Annotated in this window: 19 protein-coding genes and 1 tRNA gene; 6 read left to right on the plus strand and 14 right to left on the minus strand. The window is 60.7% G+C overall.

The annotated features are described in order from the left end of the window. Positions 1-80 precede the first annotated feature (80 nt). The 4 genes from NMAG_RS06370 to NMAG_RS06385 form a co-directional block, all read right to left on the minus strand. Positions 81-467, minus strand: a complete 387-nt coding sequence (locus NMAG_RS06370; RefSeq protein WP_004267964.1) for a hypothetical protein — start codon at positions 465-467, stop codon at positions 81-83. Between the two features lie 399 nt (positions 468-866). Then, positions 867-1,418 carry a DUF1102 domain-containing protein gene (locus NMAG_RS06375; RefSeq protein ID WP_004267965.1) on the minus strand — a complete coding sequence of 184 codons (552 nt, stop codon included), beginning with the start codon at positions 1,416-1,418 and terminating at the stop codon, positions 867-869. Positions 1,419-1,469: 51 nt separating this feature from the next. Beyond that, on the minus strand, positions 1,470-2,033 hold the full coding sequence (locus NMAG_RS06380) for a DUF1102 domain-containing protein (protein WP_148221902.1): 564 nt from the start codon (positions 2,031-2,033) through the stop codon (positions 1,470-1,472). A gap of 277 nt (positions 2,034-2,310) precedes the next feature. Continuing rightward, the gene (locus NMAG_RS06385) at positions 2,311-2,910 is read right to left on the minus strand and encodes a hypothetical protein (RefSeq protein WP_004267969.1); all 600 of its coding nucleotides are present in this window, start codon (positions 2,908-2,910) and stop codon (positions 2,311-2,313) included. A 637-nt stretch (positions 2,911-3,547) separates the two neighbouring features. Here NMAG_RS06385 and NMAG_RS06390 point away from each other — a divergent pair. Both NMAG_RS06390 and NMAG_RS06395 read left to right on the plus strand, forming a co-directional pair. Continuing rightward, the gene (locus NMAG_RS06390; protein WP_004267971.1) at positions 3,548-4,165 is read left to right on the plus strand and encodes a DUF7344 domain-containing protein; all 618 of its coding nucleotides are present in this window, start codon (positions 3,548-3,550) and stop codon (positions 4,163-4,165) included. Positions 4,166-4,242: 77 nt separating this feature from the next. Further along, positions 4,243-5,355 (plus strand): hypothetical protein, encoded by a 1,113-nt coding sequence (locus NMAG_RS06395; protein WP_004267972.1) that lies wholly within the window; start codon positions 4,243-4,245, stop codon positions 5,353-5,355. 109 nt (positions 5,356-5,464) lie between these two features. Here NMAG_RS06395 and NMAG_RS06400 read toward each other — a convergent pair whose 3' ends face one another. From NMAG_RS06400 to NMAG_RS06410, 3 genes are all read right to left on the minus strand, one after another. Then, positions 5,465-6,385 carry a TIGR03571 family LLM class oxidoreductase gene (locus tag NMAG_RS06400; protein WP_004267974.1) on the minus strand — a complete coding sequence of 307 codons (921 nt, stop codon included), beginning with the start codon at positions 6,383-6,385 and terminating at the stop codon, positions 5,465-5,467. 82 nt (positions 6,386-6,467) lie between these two features. Then, a complete protein-coding gene (locus NMAG_RS06405; protein ID WP_004267976.1) occupies positions 6,468-7,538 on the minus strand; it encodes a M20/M25/M40 family metallo-hydrolase in 1,071 nt (356 codons plus the stop codon). Positions 7,539-7,733: 195 nt separating this feature from the next. After that, positions 7,734-9,704 carry an aconitate hydratase gene (locus tag NMAG_RS06410; RefSeq protein ID WP_012996503.1) on the minus strand — a complete coding sequence of 657 codons (1,971 nt, stop codon included), beginning with the start codon at positions 9,702-9,704 and terminating at the stop codon, positions 7,734-7,736. Between the two features lie 421 nt (positions 9,705-10,125). On the opposite strand from NMAG_RS06410, the gene NMAG_RS06415 reads away from it, so the two are divergent. Next, positions 10,126-10,608 carry a deoxyuridine 5'-triphosphate nucleotidohydrolase gene (locus NMAG_RS06415; RefSeq protein WP_004267981.1) on the plus strand — a complete coding sequence of 161 codons (483 nt, stop codon included), beginning with the start codon at positions 10,126-10,128 and terminating at the stop codon, positions 10,606-10,608. A 361-nt stretch (positions 10,609-10,969) separates the two neighbouring features. On the opposite strand, the gene NMAG_RS06420 is transcribed toward NMAG_RS06415, so the two are convergent. The 7 genes from NMAG_RS06420 to NMAG_RS06450 all read right to left on the minus strand — a co-directional run bounded on the left by NMAG_RS06420 (position 10,970) and on the right by NMAG_RS06450 (position 16,111). Further along, a tRNA-Arg gene (locus tag NMAG_RS06420) sits at positions 10,970-11,042 on the minus strand. 140 nt (positions 11,043-11,182) lie between these two features. Then, the gene (locus tag NMAG_RS06425) at positions 11,183-11,509 is read right to left on the minus strand and encodes a HalOD1 output domain-containing protein (protein ID WP_004267984.1); all 327 of its coding nucleotides are present in this window, start codon (positions 11,507-11,509) and stop codon (positions 11,183-11,185) included. 327 nt (positions 11,510-11,836) lie between these two features. Then, positions 11,837-12,736 carry a phosphogluconate dehydrogenase (NAD(+)-dependent, decarboxylating) gene (gene gnd / locus NMAG_RS06430; protein ID WP_012996504.1) on the minus strand — a complete coding sequence of 300 codons (900 nt, stop codon included), beginning with the start codon at positions 12,734-12,736 and terminating at the stop codon, positions 11,837-11,839. 236 nt (positions 12,737-12,972) lie between these two features. Continuing rightward, the gene (locus tag NMAG_RS06435; protein WP_004267988.1) at positions 12,973-13,389 is read right to left on the minus strand and encodes a hypothetical protein; all 417 of its coding nucleotides are present in this window, start codon (positions 13,387-13,389) and stop codon (positions 12,973-12,975) included. A gap of 151 nt (positions 13,390-13,540) precedes the next feature. Continuing rightward, positions 13,541-14,011, minus strand: coding sequence for a hypothetical protein (locus tag NMAG_RS06440; protein WP_004267990.1), 471 nt, complete (start codon positions 14,009-14,011; stop codon positions 13,541-13,543). A gap of 165 nt (positions 14,012-14,176) precedes the next feature. Then, positions 14,177-14,734, minus strand: coding sequence for a hypothetical protein (locus tag NMAG_RS06445; protein ID WP_004267993.1), 558 nt, complete (start codon positions 14,732-14,734; stop codon positions 14,177-14,179). Between the two features lie 138 nt (positions 14,735-14,872). Further along, complete coding sequence (locus tag NMAG_RS06450) at positions 14,873-16,111, minus strand: hypothetical protein (RefSeq protein WP_004267995.1); 1,239 nt, start codon at positions 16,109-16,111, stop codon at positions 14,873-14,875. A gap of 149 nt (positions 16,112-16,260) precedes the next feature. On the opposite strand from NMAG_RS06450, the gene NMAG_RS06455 reads away from it, so the two are divergent. The 3 genes from NMAG_RS06455 to NMAG_RS06465 all read left to right on the plus strand — a co-directional run bounded on the left by NMAG_RS06455 (position 16,261) and on the right by NMAG_RS06465 (position 18,258). Continuing rightward, positions 16,261-16,656 carry a DCC1-like thiol-disulfide oxidoreductase family protein gene (locus tag NMAG_RS06455; RefSeq protein WP_004267997.1) on the plus strand — a complete coding sequence of 132 codons (396 nt, stop codon included), beginning with the start codon at positions 16,261-16,263 and terminating at the stop codon, positions 16,654-16,656. Between the two features lie 192 nt (positions 16,657-16,848). Next, entirely contained in the window at positions 16,849-17,598 is a 750-nt protein-coding gene (locus NMAG_RS06460; RefSeq protein ID WP_004267998.1) for an alanyl-tRNA editing protein, read from the plus strand. Positions 17,599-17,631: 33 nt separating this feature from the next. Beyond that, complete coding sequence (locus NMAG_RS06465) at positions 17,632-18,258, plus strand: TFIIB-type zinc ribbon-containing protein (protein ID WP_004268000.1); 627 nt, start codon at positions 17,632-17,634, stop codon at positions 18,256-18,258. Positions 18,259-18,357 lie beyond the last annotated feature (99 nt).

Genomic DNA, 18,357 nt, shown 5'->3' on the forward strand with positions numbered 1-18,357 from the left:
CGGAACTACGGATTCTCGAGTTCGATCCTCTGCGTTCCGTTCTCGCCTACGTACGGGCCGTGGCTGTTGCTGTCACGATCTCACTGATCTGACTGCTGCCTCGACTGTGTCGTACCGTCTGTGTTGGAGGCCACACGCACCCACAGTTTGACCTCCGAGACGAGCGCGTGATCCTGCTGGTAGCCGTCGATGTCGTAATCGACCGTGATGTAGGTGATTTCGCGTTCCTCGACGACGTACGTCGTCTCGGTGGACTCCTCGCGGTAGCTAACGGCGTTCGTCTCGAAGTCGCCCTCCGCCTCTGCTTCGACGAAGGTGATTCGGTCGTCGACGTTGGGGATCGCGATCGACCTCGCGTCGTAGATCGCGTCGACGAGTTCGCCGCTTTCGCGCTCGTAGACGTAGAGGGAGATTTGATCGGTGTCTGTACCTGGACTCGAATGTGCGTGTTCGTGCGTGGATGTCATTTGGCGAGGTCTCGTGTGTCCGCAGAACGGGCCTGGTTCATTGCGGCAACGTGTCTCGGTAAGCGAGAGAGGGCGAAACTGCAACCGCTGTATTGGACTATTCGCGCGACTATCACAACGAAACCAGCAGTCCCCACCTGTATTGTAATATGATTATTGACGGCCGAAGGACAGTATTCAATCCTGAACTTCCTTCTTTGGGTCAAAGTATAGGTCATTTTGACCTGTCGCTGTTGCTGGAAATCGAAGGTTTTGGCTGCTGGTTACGTCTTCATCAACCACAGAGAAAACACAATCCGTAGTGACATGTGGATAGTAGTGACTGAACGATTCTCGATAAATACGTGAGGTTGTGTGGGGGCCGTGTTGGCCGTCGGAAAGAAGCTGTCCGTGGTAGCGCTACGCTGTTTCGGTCGCGTTACCGACAATCGTTAGCGTGTCTTCAACGGTCGTTCCGGGATCAACATCTGCGGAGTCGATGAACACGCCTGCATCGAAGTCTTCGCCGGGCTCGAGTTCGATTCCACGGTCCTTGTTCGTCAGTAGGGACCGCTCGTCGTGATCGCTATCATACAGCGCGATGTCACCGAGCTCACCCGAGAACTCGCTATAGACGACGACGGGGTCAGTTCCCTGATTTCGAACTTCGACTAGCCGGTCGAAGTAGTACTCAGAGTTTGTTCCGAGGCCGTCTCCTCGAATCACATCACCCTCGCTCGCTCCTGGGAAACTGAATTTAGTTCGATATCCCGGGTTTCGGGATCGTTCGAGAACGTCTCCCTCTTCGTTTTCAGTTGGGAGAGCGTTTAATCCGAGATATGCTCTCTCGTCAGTCTCGATGTCAACCGAGATTTCTCGGTCAACTCGGCTCGTATTGAACGCACCACTACTAACTACCAGTGAACCGCTTGCTGCGCCCGTAACGAGACCGAGGAAATTACGTCGTTTCATTTGTATCACCTTGCGGCTACACGGGCTGAAAACCGTGTTCCGCAAACGGGCTTAGTTCGTTGCCTCAGCGTAGACGCCGAGCGTTTCTGGAAGGTCGTCTGGTTCCCCTTCAGTTTCAGCGTCTCGGCCAACGAACTCGAAGTGGACGTAGACCTCGTCACCAGGGGCGATGGTCGCTCCATCGGCAGCTGTTCCACCGGTGAAGTCACCGTCGCCGTTGACATCGTTGCTGGTGCCGATTTCCTCGAACGAGTAATAGGCGCGTGGGTACTCTGTCTCCCACTCAATGGAATCAAGGGATTCCGAGAGAGTGACGGAAATGTCGTCTGTTCCGTTGTTACGAATCGCGAACACGTCCGTGAAAACGTAGTTTGCGTTCTCGCTCAGCCCTTGGCCGCCTTCTCCGTTCGACCCGAAGTCGATCTTGAATTCTCCGTCGTCTTCCGTCGAATAGGCACTAGTTGCTTCGAGGCCAAGGTAGGCGTTACTGTCCTCGACGATGTCGACGGTTACTTCTCTGTCTGCTCGGGCGACGTTAAACGCGCCAGTGCCCATCGCCGCAGCTGCTCCTGATGCCAGTGCTCCCATTCCGATTACGAATTTGCGTCGTTGCATTGTTGGATTCTCCGTGTGTTGTCGCCTGCACGTCGTCACCGGCGGACACCGCGTCCACCCCGACACCGGTCGCCACCGCCGCAATCCCCATCGAGGGATCACAATTCGTCCATCGGGAACACCGGATATTGTAATATATTCGTAGACTAGCTTCTGAGAAGAATTGAGTTTAGTCAACGGACCCAAGAGAACGGACTCGAGACAGTATCGGACGAGTTGAGAACACACTCGACCAGTAAACAGCAGATAGACCACCCCTCAATCAGTCATCTCTCGGTCAGATATCGAGGACGTCGAACGGATCAGCAGCCGCCTCGAACGAAATCTGATCGAGAAGGAGCCCCGACCCGCCGTCTTCGAGCACCGTCGTATCCAGGACGATATCGACGGCTGCCGCTTCGCCCGGCCCGAACGACGCGGCTCGCCCCGGCACAGTCAGATCGCTCTGCCCGCCATTCGGCCACGCTTCCGTCGGAACGAACTGAACGACGTCCTCTGGGAGCGCCTCGGTTACGTCTTCTCCGTCGTTGAAGAGCCGTGTATTGACCGCACCCTGATCGCCTGGACCTGAGCCGTTCGTTCCCTGATAGCGGATCGTGAACGCCTCTTCGATCCGTGTCACGGCGTTTGGGTTGACTCCCTCGCCAGCGGTAACGCTGTCATCGAGTCGCACACGAAACTGGCCGTCGGCGTCCTGATCGACGAATTCCGTTGTGTTGTCGGTCGCATCCAGAGCGAGATAGGCCGTGGAATCGTCTGCGACGGTTATCGCGACCGATCTGTCCGCTTCCACACTCGAGAACGCGCCTGTTCCCATTGCCGCGCCGATTCCAGAGACCGCTGCGCCCAGTCCGATGATGAATTTGCGTCGGTGCATTGGTAGGTTTCGTATCTGTGGTCGTCGTCGTGGTCGTGGTCAGCACGAAATCATCGCCTGCGACGTGAATTCCTGCCTCTCACGGCATATCATTGAAACGCCCAGTAGGTGTGGAGGTAGCGTTCGGTTATTATTGTAATACGTTCATAGTCGCCCTTCCATTCGATGTTTCGGTTGTTCAGGGTGAGCCAGACCACTGAACTGGGTGGGAAACGGACACCCGAGAGTAGTCACGTCAGCTCTGCTCAGATGGCTACAGCAGCCACCCCATCCCACCAACCAACTTAACTGATCACTCAAAGCAACGTATTAACCGAAATCGACAAAATCAGCCAAACCAGCCAAACCAGCCAAATTAGCCAAACCACCTCCGAAACCACTCGCAAGGCACGATACAATCAATCGCTGAGTGTCGTATTGAGGCAATTGACTCCACAACGCCAGCAGTAACACAGCGGTTGACACGCACAGGCTCACCAATACCACCTCTTATTCAACCGTTCCGAAGCGAAAATTGGCGATAACGCCCGGAATAGCCGCTTTGAAGCCACATAGGAGGAGTGGTAATAGCCAATTTTATTTCAAAAAGGCTGAACGATAGATAGTTTTATCTATAGAAGTGTTGACCCACCAACCGATGCGGGGGACTGGAATTGATCATGCGCAGGAGGTACATGTCTCGCAATCGGGTCAAGAGAGGCTCACTGAGGACGAACTCTTCGAATTACTGTCGAACCGGCGACGGCGACACATCCTACACACACTCATCAACGAAACCGAACAGGTCGATATCGGAACACTCTCACAGGAAATCGCTGCCGAGGAAGACGAGCTCGCGTTCGACGAAGTCTCGAGTAGCGACCGAAAACGCGTCTACACTGCACTCCAGCAATCACACCTCCCAAAGATGGACAACGCGGGTGTTCTCGAGTTCGACCGTGATCGCGGCACTGTCGAGGCGACGCCGGCACTCGAGGACATCGAGATCTACATGGATGTCGTTCGCGGGCGCGAGATTCCCTGGAGCGACTACTATCTCGGCTTGACGGGGATCATCGCCGTCGTACTCGGCGGCGCAACCCTGAGTGTCGGACCGTTTGCACTCCTCCCACTATCCGCGTGGGTCGCGTTTGCGATCGTTGCGCTTGCTGTCTCAGCGCTTTCGCACCGATACTACGCGCGACAGAATCGGCTGGGGATCGGCTCGTCACCACCAGCATCGAGCACCGAACTCGAGTACGAGGAGTCAGCGTAAGCGTCGATCATGAACGAAACGGGACCGACGAACGGCACCAGGAGTTCGTTCGAGCGGGCTGGAGGTCGATCGAACCGATGAAACGGACACGACGCGCTGCGCTTGCGCTGGTCGCCGGTTCGAGCAGCCTGCTCGCAGTCGAGACGCTCGGGTACTCGAGTAGCAGCGTGGATCGGTCGTTCACCGCCGACGTCGTCGATGACGAGCGGGCGTATCTGGGTCTCGATGAGGAGAGCCCGAACGACGGACAGTTGTTCGATAGCTCGCGAGAGGCACCGGCAGCGTTCGACGTTGTGAATCAGTTTACGGTATCGATCGAGGTTGCGGTTGCATTCGAGAGCGACGGAGGAAGCGAGAACGAGGGCGCCCACCCAACAGACAGCAACAGACCCGACCTTCGGGTTGGCACCATCGAGGACGGCGAGTTCACACCGGGAGTTCACGCGTCACTCACACCAGGAGCGCAACAGTCCAGACTCGCCGTCGACCTGAACCCCTGTGGAATCAGTCACGGCGAACTCGCTGCCGAGCGGTCCGGAACGCTCATCATTACCGCCAAGAACGATGCCAGCGACGCAGACGGATCGGAAGCGATGGCGACGGTGTCCCGATCGTTCGTACTCGAGTCGAATCTGCTCGCGCGAATCGGCGTCCCGTGGTCAGATGCGGTTGCGGTGGTTCGAGCGGAGTCCGGCGCCGAACTGGTAGTCGAAGTCGTCGACTGTCCGAGCGGGGAAACGAGGACTCGTCTCGAGACAGGACTGGACTTCCCAGCGATCCTCCGGTTGATTCCGGAGCGACACGACAACTCGAGTGCACGACGGGAGCAGCGAGACCTCACTGTCGATTCGATCGATGAAATCGAGGCGACGGTTGAACAGTCGACGCCAAACGGTGAGCCCAAAAATGGGGGCAATGGATCGGGAGAGAATTCTGGAAACGGTCAAAGAGACACATCTGAGAACAATTCAGATGATAGGACGGGGAGTGGACCCTCGAGTACGTCCGGTGACGGAGACGACGGAAATACTGAACCTGCCGAAGACAACGTAACCGACGAAGCAACGAGACAACCAACCCAGGACAACGAGCCATACGTCGAGGTCACACCAAAATCGATTGCGCCGAATGAGTCTGACGCTGACGTTCCCGTCAAAACGATTCGGGTTCCGTTCCCGGCGACTGACTGACTGACCTCGAAACCGGCGCTTTACGTTCCAGTTTTCACGTTCGATTCTCACGTTTGGCTTTCACCGTTCAACCTGTGGGGTTTTGGCTGTAGCTGTCAGAAAAAGGCTCTCAGTAACGGTTCAAAACCCCATCCGCGAACCGATCCAGCCCGCGCTCTGCATCCTCGGTGTCAACTGAGACGATCACGTGGTCGAGGCCCAGCGCGTCGAGCCGGTCAAAATAGTCCTGGAACCACTCCATCCCGGCCCGATATCCCAGATGAAGCGGCTCCGGCTCCGCGCCAGGGTCGTCGGCGAATTCGACGCGAACCGCGATGGCGAACGGTTTCTCGCCGGCAGCCTCGCGCCACTGCTCGAGGTAGCTCTCGAGTGTCGGCTCTGGCAGGTGGTAGAACAGCCAGCCGTCACCGTGGTCGGCGATCCAGGCGTCGGACTGGCGTGCGTTGCCGGTCGGCAACAGTGGAATCGTCTCCGTCGTCGGCGTCGGGACGAGATCGAGGTCGCCCTCGAGGTGGCCCCACTGGCCCTCGCGTTCGACGAAGTCCTCGCGCCAGAGCGCGCGGACGGTTTCGACGGCTTCGCGGAACAGTGCCCCGCGTTCCTCGCGGTCGACGCCGAACGCCTCGTACTCTGGGTCGCGGTCGCCGGAGGCAACGCCGAGGACGAGTCGGCCGTCCGAGAGCTGGTCCACCGTCGCAGCGGATTTTGCGACGTGAATCGGGTGTCGAAGCGTGAGGACGACACTCGAGGTACCGAGTGCGATTTCGTCCGTGTGTGCTGCGACGTGTGAGAGCCACGGCCAGGTGTCGAACGTCTGGCCGGCATCTCCGAATTTCGGCCAGTACGTCGGAACGTCGCGCGCCCAGAGGCCGTCGAACCCGAGTGCCTCGGCTCGCTGTGCGAGTTGTATCTCGGCTTCAGCGTCGGGCATCGACCGATTCGTACCCGTTATGGGGAAGCCGACACCGAACGTCAGCCCGTCGCCGTCGAACAGCCGTCGATAGCCAGCGTTTTCGTGTCCAGTCGGCATTCGTCCGAGCTATCGGGGCGGAGCGGATGACGGTATCGGTCTGTACGCACGCCGAGGCGAAATTTCACAATCGGCGGCCTGCTCAGAGATCGACTTCGAACGGCGCAAACTCGTCTGCACGGCTCGCGAACGCACCCAGCAGCGTCGCAATCTCCTCGAGGTCGTCCGTATCGATCAGCTCAACCGGCGTGTGCATGTACCGGTTCGGCACGCTGACCACCTGCGAGGGGATCGCCCCCGCCGCAGTGAAGAAACTGTCCGCGTCCGTCCCGGTTCCGCGACCGAGCGCTTCGACCTGTAACTCGAGTTCCCGTTCGTCTGCGATCGATCGCAGCGCGTCGAAGACGGCCGGATGATTCGTGCTGCCGCGGCCGAGGGCCGGGCCGCCGCCGAGTTCCATCTGGCTTGTCTTTGTGCTCGGCGCGGAGGGGTAGTCGACCGCGTGGCCAACGTCGACGACGAGGACGGCGTCAGGTTCGAGGTCGAAGCCGACCATCTGTGCGCCCTTCCGACCGACTTCCTCCTGAACCGTGGAGACGGCGTAGACGGTCGCGTCGGTGCCGGTTTCGACGGCCTGTCGGAAGCCCTCGGCTGCCGCCCACGTCCCGACGCGGTTGTCGAGCCCGCGGCCGGCGAGGCGAGTTTCCGAGAGCCACGACACTGTCGAGGAGAACGTGATCGGATCGCCAATTTCGATGCGCTCGCGCGCCGCGTCCTCGCTTTCAGCGCCGATATCGATCCAGAGATCCTCGATGTCGGCTTCCGACTCGTCCTCACGAAGGTGGATCGCGTTCTGCCCGATCACACCCTCGACAGGGCCGTCGGAAGCGTAAATCGTGACGTGTTGGCCCTGCGAGACCGTCGGATCAGTACCGCCGACACGACCCGGCCTGACGAAGCCGTTATCGTCGATCGACTTGACGAGGAAGCCGATTTCGTCGACGTGGCCGGTAAGCGCGATTTCGGGTGCGTCAGCGTCGTCGGCACTGGCCCCCTCGTGTACTGCAACCGCGTTTCCGTAGGCGTCCGTCCGAACCTCGTCTGCGAACTGGCTGACGTAGTCGATCCAGACCCGCTGGCCGCGCGTTTCGTAGCCCGATGGCGAGGGCGTCTCGAGTAGGTTCGTGAGGAATTCACGCGAATCGTCGTTCATGGCGTCCGATTGGTCGGGTTGTACTTTACGTCCGGTGATTTCCGTGTCGGTGCGACTGGGTAGTGTCGCCACTGGTGAGCGGGTTGCATAACGCTGTGGAGTCACCGTTCACACGTCGTTGCCTAAAAATGGAACCTAGTCGTCGAGCGGGCGAGCCACGCGACTAATCGGTGACCAGCAGTTAGCGGTCAGCGATCAGTCGTCTGCCGGCGTCGCGCCGCTTGCGCCCTCGGCCTGCTCGCGCGTCCAGGCGAGCTTGCCACCGGCGGCGAGGATGTCGCGCTCACGTTCGGAGGCGTCGAGGGTTGCGGTGAACTCGTCGTCGCCAACGCGGACGGTGAACTCTTCTTGACCGCTCGTGACGGCCTCGTAGACGTCGTCGACGATTTCGATCTCGTCGCCCTGATCGATCGACTCGTAGGTGTCCTCGTCGATCGTCAGCGGGACGATACCGAAGTTGAAGAGGTTCGCGCGGTGGATCCGGGCGAAGCTCTGTGCGAGGACGGCCTCGATGCCGAGATACATCGGACAGAGGGCCGCGTGTTCACGCGAGGAGCCCTGTCCGTAGTTCTCGCCGGCGACGAGGAAGCCGCCATCGGCGTCGAGTGCGCGCTCGGCGAAGGTGTCGTCGACGCGCGAAAGGGTGAACTCGCTCAGTTTGGGGACGTTCGACCGGTACATCAGGATGTCTTGCGTTGCAGGGATGATGTGGTCGGTCGTGATGTTGTCCTCCATCTTGAGGAGTGCCTCACCCTCGACATCGGCACTCAGCTGGTCGCGAATCGGCACGTCGCCGATGTTCGGACCCTTGATGAGCTCGTCGTCGACGGCCTCGTCGGGTGCGATGAGGTCTGTCTTGGAGCCGTCGTACTCTTCGGGGAGTTCGACGCCTGGGGCCTCGAGATCCTCTTCTTCCTCTTCGAGGTCGCGTGGGTCGATGATTTCGCCCTTGATCGCCGCGGCGGCGGCGACCTCCGGCGAACAGAGGTAGACGTTGTCGTCTTCGATGCCCGAGCGGCCCTCGAAGTTGCGGTTGAACGTCCGCAGCGAGACGGAGTCGCTCGCTGGCACGTGGCCGATACCGATACAGGCACCGCAGGTAGCCTCGGAGAAGTTGACGCCGGCGGCCATCATCTCCGCGACCCAGCCCTCACGGGCGAGCATCTCGGAGGCCTGCTTCGAACCGGGTGCAACGATCGTCTCGGTCTCCATCGAGGTCTCGCGACCCTCGAGCATCTTGGCGACGGGGAGGATGTCCTCGTAGCCGCCGTTCGTACAGGAGCCGACGATGACCTGTTCGACGTCCTCGCCAGCGACTTCGCTAACTGGGACGACGTTGTCGGGCATGGACGGCTGGGCGATGAGCGGTTCGAGGTCCGAGAGGTCGACGACGATCTCGTCGTCGTACTCGGCGTCCTCGTCCGGCTGGATCTCGACGTACTCGTCGCCGCGACCGACGCGCTCGAGGTAGTCCTCGGTCTGCTCGTCGGTTGGGAAGATCGACGTCGTCGCGCCGAGTTCCGTCCCCATGTTCGTGATTGTCATCCGCTCTGGTGCGGTGAGCGTCTCGACACCTGGGCCGGTGTACTCGAGAATCTTGCCGACACCACCCTTCACGGAGAGACGGCGGAGCATCTCGAGGATGACATCCTTCGCCGTGGCCCACTCGGGGAGTTCGCCTTCGAGGCGGACGTTGACGATTTCCGGCATCTCGATGTAGTACGGTGCGCCACCCATCGCGACGGTGACGTCGATCCCGCCGGCACCGATGGCGAGTTCGCCGAGGCCGCCGGGGGTTGGGGTGTGGCTGTCGGAGCCGAGCAGCGTCTTGCCGGGCGCTGCGAAGTTCTCGCGGTGAACGTTGTGACAGATACCGTTGCCGGGGCGAGAGAAGTGAGCGCCATATGTACCGGCTGCAGAACGGAGGAAACGGTGATCGTCAGTGTTCTTGAAGTCGAACTGATACGTCTGGTGATCGCAATACTGGGCAGCAATTTCGGTCTGGACTTCGTCCAGTCCCATCGCTTCGAACTGGAGCCAGACCATCGTCCCAGTGGTGTCCTGGGTAAGTACCTGGTCGATTTCGATCCCAATCTCCTCGCCGGTCTCGAGTTCGCCCTCGACGAGGTGGTCCTCAAGGATCTTTTCGGTGAGAGTCTGTCCCATAGCACCCGAATCTCGGGTGGCCGGCATGATAAATCCAGCGTGTTTCTATCCAGATAGACCATGTTAATTGCGCCCATATACGTTGTTTTCACGCAACTTTTGCAATTCGAGGACGTTCGTCAAGGCGAGTGCACACGAGCGTGAGATACCGCCAGTCGCCAGTCGCCAGTCGCCAGTCGCCAATCGCCAGTTCCACGCCAGTCCCAGACCAGTCGCCAGTCCTACGCCAGTCCTACGCCAGTTCCACGCCAGTCCCAGACCAGTCGCCAGCCTCACGCCAGCCCCAATTCAGCCGCCGGTTTCAGTGACTGGGGCAGAATTGGAAACAATGGACAATGTGAACCTGGCTCGAGATTTCCTTCCCGAGTCGGCCCGAAAGGATACGCTTTTCTCCATACCAGCATCTCTCCGGTATACGACCATGTTCCGCTCCGGTGCCTTCGTCGCAGACCACGTTACACCAACCGCAGACAGTCAGGTCCAGCCAAACGGCGTCGACCTCACCCTCGATCTCGTCTTCGAACAACTCGAGCCCGGTCGCATCGGCCGCGACGGGAAACAGATCGGCGACCGCGTCGCGCGACCACTCGAGCAACTCGAGCAGCGCGACCCGGACACCTACTACCTCCCGAAGGGTGCGTACGTCGCGCGGTACAACGAGCGCATCGCGATTCCGGAGGGCCACATCGGCTTTGTCTACCCGCGCTCGTCCCTGATGCGCAACTCCTGTATGCTCAATACAGCAGTTTGGGACGCCGGCTACGAGGGACGCGGTGAGGGGCTCTTGCAGGTCCACCACGACGTCGAGATCGAACGTGACGCTCGCATCGCCCAGCTGGTGTTCGCCGAGGCGAACCACGAAGACGTCTACGATGGCAGCTATCAGGGCGAGAACATAGAGTAAGGAGATTCACTCTCTGTCCGATGCACGGACGAGCGACGCTGGTGAACGATGACATCACCGCTGAAAACAACTACCTGTTATTGGACGGGCGCGACAGGATTGTGAATCACGCCCGAGAACCTGCGCGAAGCGCAGAACCGCGGCCACATTCAAATCCCGCGCGGTTCGCTATTCGTGTTCGCTGTTGCTCATACAGAATAGCGGGCGCGACGGGAGTGAGCGAACGCACCGCGTTCGTGAGGTGAGCGAAGCGAACCGAACGGGCGCGACGGGATTTGAACCACGGTCGGAGCAAAGCACCTCCCTGATTCAAATCCCGCACGGTTCGCTATTCGTGTTCGCTGTTGCTCACACAGAATAGCGGGCGCGACGGGATTTGAACCCGCGACATCTTGGTCCGGAACCAAGAACTCTGTCCACTGAGCTACGCGCCCTTCCCTGTTTGTAGGGCGACGGGAGCAAAGTAATTCCCGTTCCGAACAATCGTACATCGCAGATCGCAGGCAACAGGTCGTGAATGATCGACACAGCACCCGCTCACGGGTTTAACAGGCAGCAGACGCATATCCGCAAATTAAATCGTTGGCTCAGTGTTGACCATCCCACCCGCACCGTCGACGGCGGCACTGCCCTCGCCGAGCGAAATCTCGACCGTCTCAGTCGCCGTGTCGTCCGTCGCTTCGACCGTCACTCGCTGTCCGTGATAGGCGAACTCGAGTCGATCGAGTCCAGGACTCGACTCACAGAGTGAATCGAGTACGTCGGGATCGATCACGTTATAGAGCGGTTCGAGTTCGATCGGATCCGCACCCTCAACGCGGGCGACGAGGTCGACGACGGCCATGCTCGGGCGTTGATCAGTGACTGCAACGGAGACTGACTGCGCGCTGTGCGAGTTCATAACTAATGCTGTGGGGACCGGTGGTAAAGAAAATGACTCAATATTCCAGTCGAAGCAATCACGAGAGAATGAGTGTCAGGTGTGGTATCCAGTTTGGATACGGAATTCCTGAGACTACGGTTATCAATAGGTAGCGGCGACGGTGGCATAATGGTTCCGGTATCTGACGATGGTACCACAGCCAGTTCGAGCAGGTGTAACGACTCGGTTTTGAGAATTACTGTCGGTACAACGGTCTGACAGCCACTTTTTGAACAACGGTTATATAGGGCAGATACCCCGCTCAGGTGGCCGTTTATCAGGTCCAGAAAGGCGAACGAACGAGTCTCAGTCGCGGCGCTGAACCTCGTGGCGACCGAAACCGTACCGCAGTCGGTTCGCAAGGCGGCGCGAGAAGCGGCCGTCATCGGCCCGCGAACCGAACCGCTCGGAGAGTGCCGTATAGATCAGCGGCAGCGGCACCTCCTGCTCGAGTGCTTCCTGAACTGTCCAGGTACCGGTGGAACCACCCTCGATGCGGTCAGCGACATCCCCGAGGTCGCTTCCCTCTTCTCGGAAGGCTTCCTCACAAAGTTCGAGGAGCCACGAGCGGATCACCGCGCCGTTGTTCCAGACCGAGGCGACGTTTTCGAGATCGAGATCGTACCGGCCCTCGTGGAGCAGTTCGAACCCCTCGCCATAGGTCTGCATGAGCGCGTACTCGACGCCGTTGTGGATCATCTTCACGTAGTGGCCCGAGCCCGCAGGACCCATTCGCTCGTGGCCGTCGGGACCGGTCGCGACAGCATCGAAGACAGGCGTGAGTTCGCCGTAGGCCCAGGCCGGTCCGCCAACCATGAGGGAGAAGCCGAGTTCTGCACCGGCGGGACCTCCGGACGTGCCACAGTCGAGGTACGCCGCGGAGCAGGCCTCCGCACGGCGAACGGAATCCTCGAAGTAGGAGTTGCCGCCGTCCACCACCACGTCGTCGTCTGAAAGATGAGGATCGAGGTCATCGAGCGTCGCGTCGACCGCCTCGCCGGCAGGAACCATCAGCCAGATGCGTTTCTCGTCGCCAAGTCGGTCCGCGAGGTCGGCGACGGAGTCCGCCGGTTCGGCACCGGCGTCGGCAGCCGTTGCGACCGCTTCCGGATCGAGGTCGAAGGCGACGACATCGTGGCCTGCGTCGAGCACCCGCTCGACGACGATCTGTCCCATACGTCCGAGTCCGATAACGCCCAGTTGCATGGCAGTCGGTCCGCGGCGGAGTGAGGTAGGGGTTGTGATTTTCCAGCCCGCTTCTCGTGTCGCAGTGCTGGTTGGCTGTCCTCAAGTGCAACAGAAGAGCGCGAAAAGCGGGCTCTGAGGTGTGGGGTCTGCGGGCGGGTACCGGTAGTGCCACTGCCACTGCCGGTGTCGTTGCCGATAGGGTCGCGCTAGCGAGTGTACTCGAGTCGAGTACCCCTGGAACTGGAAACTGGACCCTACTGCAGTGGTTCTTCGAGGCGAGCCCAGCCGATTGCATCGAGGACGACGATGCGGTCGTCGTACTGGACATAGACACCGTTGTACTCGCTGCCGCTTCCCTGATAGTAGGGGAGCGATTCGCGGACGGCGTCGACGATGGACCAGGCACCGTCGCGCTCGAGAGTGACGTGTTCCCACTCCTCGCGGGCGTCGTGGCGGACTGCGCGCGTGATTGCTCGCCGAGCGCCGGGAATATCGTCGAGTCGGCGTGAGGAGATATCGACGACGGTCGCACCGGTCGGGACCGACGACGGGCGGACGATACGTGCGCCGAGATTTGCCCTGGATCGGGCAGCAGGTTCCTCAGAACGGGACGAACTGAGTACGTAACCGGCAACGGCAGCTGTTCCGACCGCGAGAACAGAGAGTGCCATACCTTTCCCCCTGAACATCATGGGAGTACCTTACAGTAACTGACTAAGTATCTTTCGCAAGAATGTTGCTTGCCTCCGCAGACATCCTTCAAAAAAGAACGGCTTGCACGTCCCGGGACGACACGCAATCGGAGTGAGAAACCAAACCGACCTACAGCGGCAGTGTCGCCGAGAGATTCGCCGTAATCGCACCGGCGACGACGAGCAGCGCAATGGCGACGACGGCAGCGAATCGGTATAGACCAAGGGCGTTTGCCGCCGGTTCGCGGAGTTTCTTTCCGTTGAGGCCGCTTTCGAGACGTTTCGAGCCGATCTCGACGAGCGCCGCGAGGACGAGCCAGAGGGCAACCATCGCGAGGACGAGCTGGCCGTCGATCGATCCGAACAGGCGCTCAGACGTGTATCGCTCGGCGGCAAGGTGACTGCCCGTAAGCAACAGGACAAGCGCGCTCACGCGCGAAATCGTCGTCAGTTTACTCGAGATGACTTCGAGCGGTGCCGTCGAGTTGAACGCGCCGTCGCGGGCGAGGGGCAACACGACGAACGCCACGTAGAAGACGCTTCCAGCCCAGATCGCGGCGAAGATGAGATGCAGCGTCTGCGTAACGAACGTCTCGACCATGTCATACTCTTGGAGACTGATGGTATCAGCGTTCCGACTCGGAAGCGATTGTGTGAGTAGTCACACAAGTTATACCCTATCTGAAGCGGATCACGATCGTTTCGCCGGTGATGAACCGAGAGTGTGCCGGTGGTGAATTGCGGAAACTCAGGGAACGCAAGCCAGCTACTCGAGCCACTCCCACTCGGCGGTCCAGTGGATCAGCCGTCGCCGAAGAAGCGCGTAGGCGAGTGAGACGGTGAGGCCGCCGAGAATCGCGGCGACGATCCAGCCGTCGAAGACGAGCAGCGCTGGGACGGCGAGGACGGTGGCGAACACCGCGTCTTCGGGTGCGCCGTCGTAACGGATCCACCGCCGGGGACGAATCCATCGGCCGTGAACGTGGTCGTAGACGGCCCGTTCTGTACGGTTTTGCCAGGGATCCATCTCGGGGCCGCCGCCGAGTGCGTCGCTAGCGGCATGGAGCCAGGCTGCAGCGACGAAAGCGGCGAGACCGACGGTTACAGAAGCTGGAGAAAGCACTGCGAAGGCAACCACGCCGAGGGCGGGAGCAACGCCGGCGACCGGAAAGTGAAACGTCCGTCGATGGGTAAACGGCAGGTCGAGGTCCGGGGCGAGCCCGCCCGCAATCGCGCCGAGTGCGAGCGGCCCCGAGAACTCCGGGGCGAGATACGCGACCGGAGCGACGAGCGCGAGGCCAGCGAAGACGTGGGTCGTCGCCATCATCGGAGGGGATCACCGGCCATACTCGACGTTCGGTGCAGAGATGCAAAAACACTCGTTCGCCGGCAGTTCGCCTGCAGGGTTGCTCGCGTAAACGTAACGTTGGAGGGAGAACAGAGTATTGCCGGAGTGTCGTCGTCAAACGGGGTTACAAAGCGCCCACACGTCCGCTGTCGGCTCGAGTCGGTGTGGTTCTGCACCCCGACTCGTCAGAATCCCCGTGTGGTACAGCATCGCCTTGAGCTGGAACACCGTCGGTGCATGGTAGACCTCGCCGTTCGTCAGTGCCTCACGCTGGAGAGATCCCTCCTCGGTCAGCACCCGCCGCCGCACGGCCTCGTCACCGCGAACGAACAGTTCGATGGTGAACGTCGGGTGCAACTCGTGACAGTGGGTGACCAGGTCGACGAGCGACGGGTCCGTGTTCCAGTCGTCGTGCATCGTCTGCAACTCGCCGACGAGCAGTTCCGTCGCGGGGTACTGGAAGACGACCCGGCGCGCCAGCCGACCCCACGCTGGCGCGAGGTCGACGAACCGTTTTCGCGAGCGGTACCACTCCTGGAACTCCGCGAGTGCCGCCTCGACCGACCCACAGTGGGCCTTCGCGAATCGGATGACCTCCTCGCCGAGCGACGTGAGTGCGACGCGTTCGCGGTCCTCGATCAGACCGAGGAACGCTGCCCCGCGCCTGGCGTCGTCGACGGCCCCAACCACGTCGTATTCGTCGAGGAGCACCGCTGTATCGCCGTCCGCGTAGTGCGCCAGCGGATAGCCGAGGTAGTTCTTCGGATGGTTCAGGCCGAATGACTTGTCCGCAACGCCCTGTGCGCTCGCCTGGAAACGCAGCGCAGAGGCTTCGGTCGTCGTTCGGTTACCCACCAGTCGGGGCCGCTCGAGTACCTCGACATCGCCGCTGACCATCACGCCGAGAACGCCGACGTTCAGTTCCCGGGCGAGCGTCCGATCTGTGCTCGTAATCGCCGTTGCCGGTGCCGCGATATACGCCGCATTGGCCTCGTGGAGCCGGTCGTAGGCCTGCATGATGGCGCGCTCGGTGTCGACACTGCCCGTGTTCGTGTGTCCCTTCGCCTCGACGGCGACCAGTGGTGGTTCCTCACCGAGTCGGTCGACCGCGAGCAGGTCGGACTCGAGTACCTGTACGCCGACGAGGTCGGGGAACCCACCGCCGATTTCGACGTGGTTGAACGGGGCCAGACAGTCACGGATTGCAGGATCGATGGGCTGGCCGGGAAGCCACTCATCGCGGGCGAACTGCGTGTCGGCGACGACGTAGGACCGGTCGGTCGCAGGGAAGAGTCGCCGCTTGGTATGGGCGAGGACCTGCGGTTCCGAGAGCGGTCGGGCCGCACTGCTCATGGCGCTGCATTGGTGACGGGAAGCAATAATGTTCTGGCGACGGTCGCGGCGACGGTGGCAATGGCTAGCCACGTCCTGAGCGGAGAAGTACGGACACCAACGGCAACCCGACACAGTACTGGTTAGTGGCTGGCGGACAAGTAGTACGTATGGAGACACCGACACTCGTCTACGACGACGATTGCGGTTTTTGCACCTGGTGGGCAGACTACCTCACGTCACGGTCGTCGATCCAACTCGTCGGCTACAGTGATCTCGATCACACGTCCGAACTGCGAGCGGCGTTGCCGGAGCAGTACGACGACTGTTCGCACCTGGTCACCGAGGACGGCGTCCACTCCTGTGGTGCATCGATCGAGCAGGCGTTTCTACGCGCCGAGTTCGACGGACCGGTTCACGACCTCGTCCGGTTCGTCCACCACTTCGAGGAGTACCAGCGGCTGCGAGACCACGGCTACCAGTGGGTTGCGAACAATCGGGGTCTCCTCGGGAACTACTTCTCGAAGACGCCGCCGGCCCGGGTGGACGGACAGGGTAGTGAGTGACGAGTGACGAGCGACGAGCGACGAGTGACGGCAGGTAAAACACGACGAACAACGGACAACAAGCAACGGACAACAGACGACGACAAGGGCGACGGACAGCCTGAGAGTCAGGCAGCATCCGAGTGACAACCGGCCTCCCCCACCCCATCACTCAGCGAAGGATATTCGACGCCGTAGTGTCTGCACTCACCTATGACTGAGCCACTCTATCTCGAGGACTCCGGACAGACACAGTTCAGGGCGACTGTCGACCGCATCGCCGGCGACCGTCTCGTTCTCGACCAAACGGCGTTCTATCCCGAAGGTGGCGGCCAGCCGGCCGATATCGGCAGCCTTAGACTCGAGGACGGTACCGAATCGTGGTCCGTCACCGACGTTCAAAAGAAAGACACGATCTACCACCACCTCGAACTCGAGAACGGTGCGGAAGCGCCCGCTCCAGGAACGACAGTCGTCGGCGAACTCGACGCCGACCGCCGCCGTGCACACAACCGCTACCACACCGCCCAGCATTTGCTCTCGGCGGTGCTACTCGAGGAGTTCGACGCCCAGACGACGGGCAACCAGCTCTACGCCGACCGTGCGCGCCTCGATTGTGCGTACGAGCGATTCGAGGACGCCGACCTGGAGCGACTCGAACAGCGGCTGAACGATCTCGTCGACGACGAACTCCCAGTCACGTGGGACACCCTCGACCGCGAGGACGCCGAAGCGCGCCTCGATCCGGACCGAACGCGACTCCACCTTCTCCCGGAGTCGATTACTGAGGTACGGATCGTCCAGATCGGTGCCGACGACGCCGTCATCGACCGTACTGCCTGCGCTGGTACGCACGTGGAGAACACGGGCGAGATCGGCCATATTGAGGTGACTGGGCGCGAAACGCGCGGTCCCGACGAGGAACGGGTTCGGTTCCAACTCCGTGCCGATCCGAGACAGTAACAATTTCTTGGCAGTCCGTCACGAACAGCGCGCATGGAACACGTCTCGATCGACGATATCGAGTCAACACCGTACGACGACCTCCACACCGGTCGGCGCGACCTCGCGACCCCGCTCGGCACCGACCACCTCGCTATCACACACTACGTACTCGAGTCCGGCGAGCGATTCAGCGGGTCGGTTCACGCGCACATGGATCAGGAAGAGGTGTTTGTCGTACTCGAGGGGGAGGTGACGTTCGAGGTTGCACGAGTGGGTGGAGAGCAGGACGAGCAGAACGGGTTGGACGAGCAGGACGAGCAGAACGGGTTGGACGAGCAGGACGAGCAGAACGGGTTGGACGAGCACGATGAATACGATAGGCAGGACGTGAAAGACGGACAGAACGGCGTGGAACTCACCGTTGCCGAACGGGAGGCAATTCGCTTTGCACCCGGTGCGTTCCAGTCCGGGCGAAACGATGGTGACGAGCGGGTCGTCGCGCTCGCGCTTGGCGCGCCGCGGGACAGCGACGACATTCGAATTACGCGGATTCCGGCGCTCGATGATAGAGATGTTTCGTGTCCGGACTGTGGCCACGACCACCTGCAAATTGGACGCGAGGGTGAAGCCGAACTGGTCTGTCCGGAGTGTGGTGCGGAAGTCGAGATTGCGGAGTGAGCTGTGCTGATCGACCCGCTCACTATAGTAACAACTGCAACTAGTTACACACTGATCACCGAGCAGGCTGGCGATCAGGTGTGCAGTGACTTGCAGTGG

The organism is Natrialba magadii ATCC 43099 (genome assembly GCF_000025625.1).
Lineage (GTDB): Archaea > Halobacteriota > Halobacteria > Halobacteriales > Natrialbaceae > Natrialba > Natrialba magadii.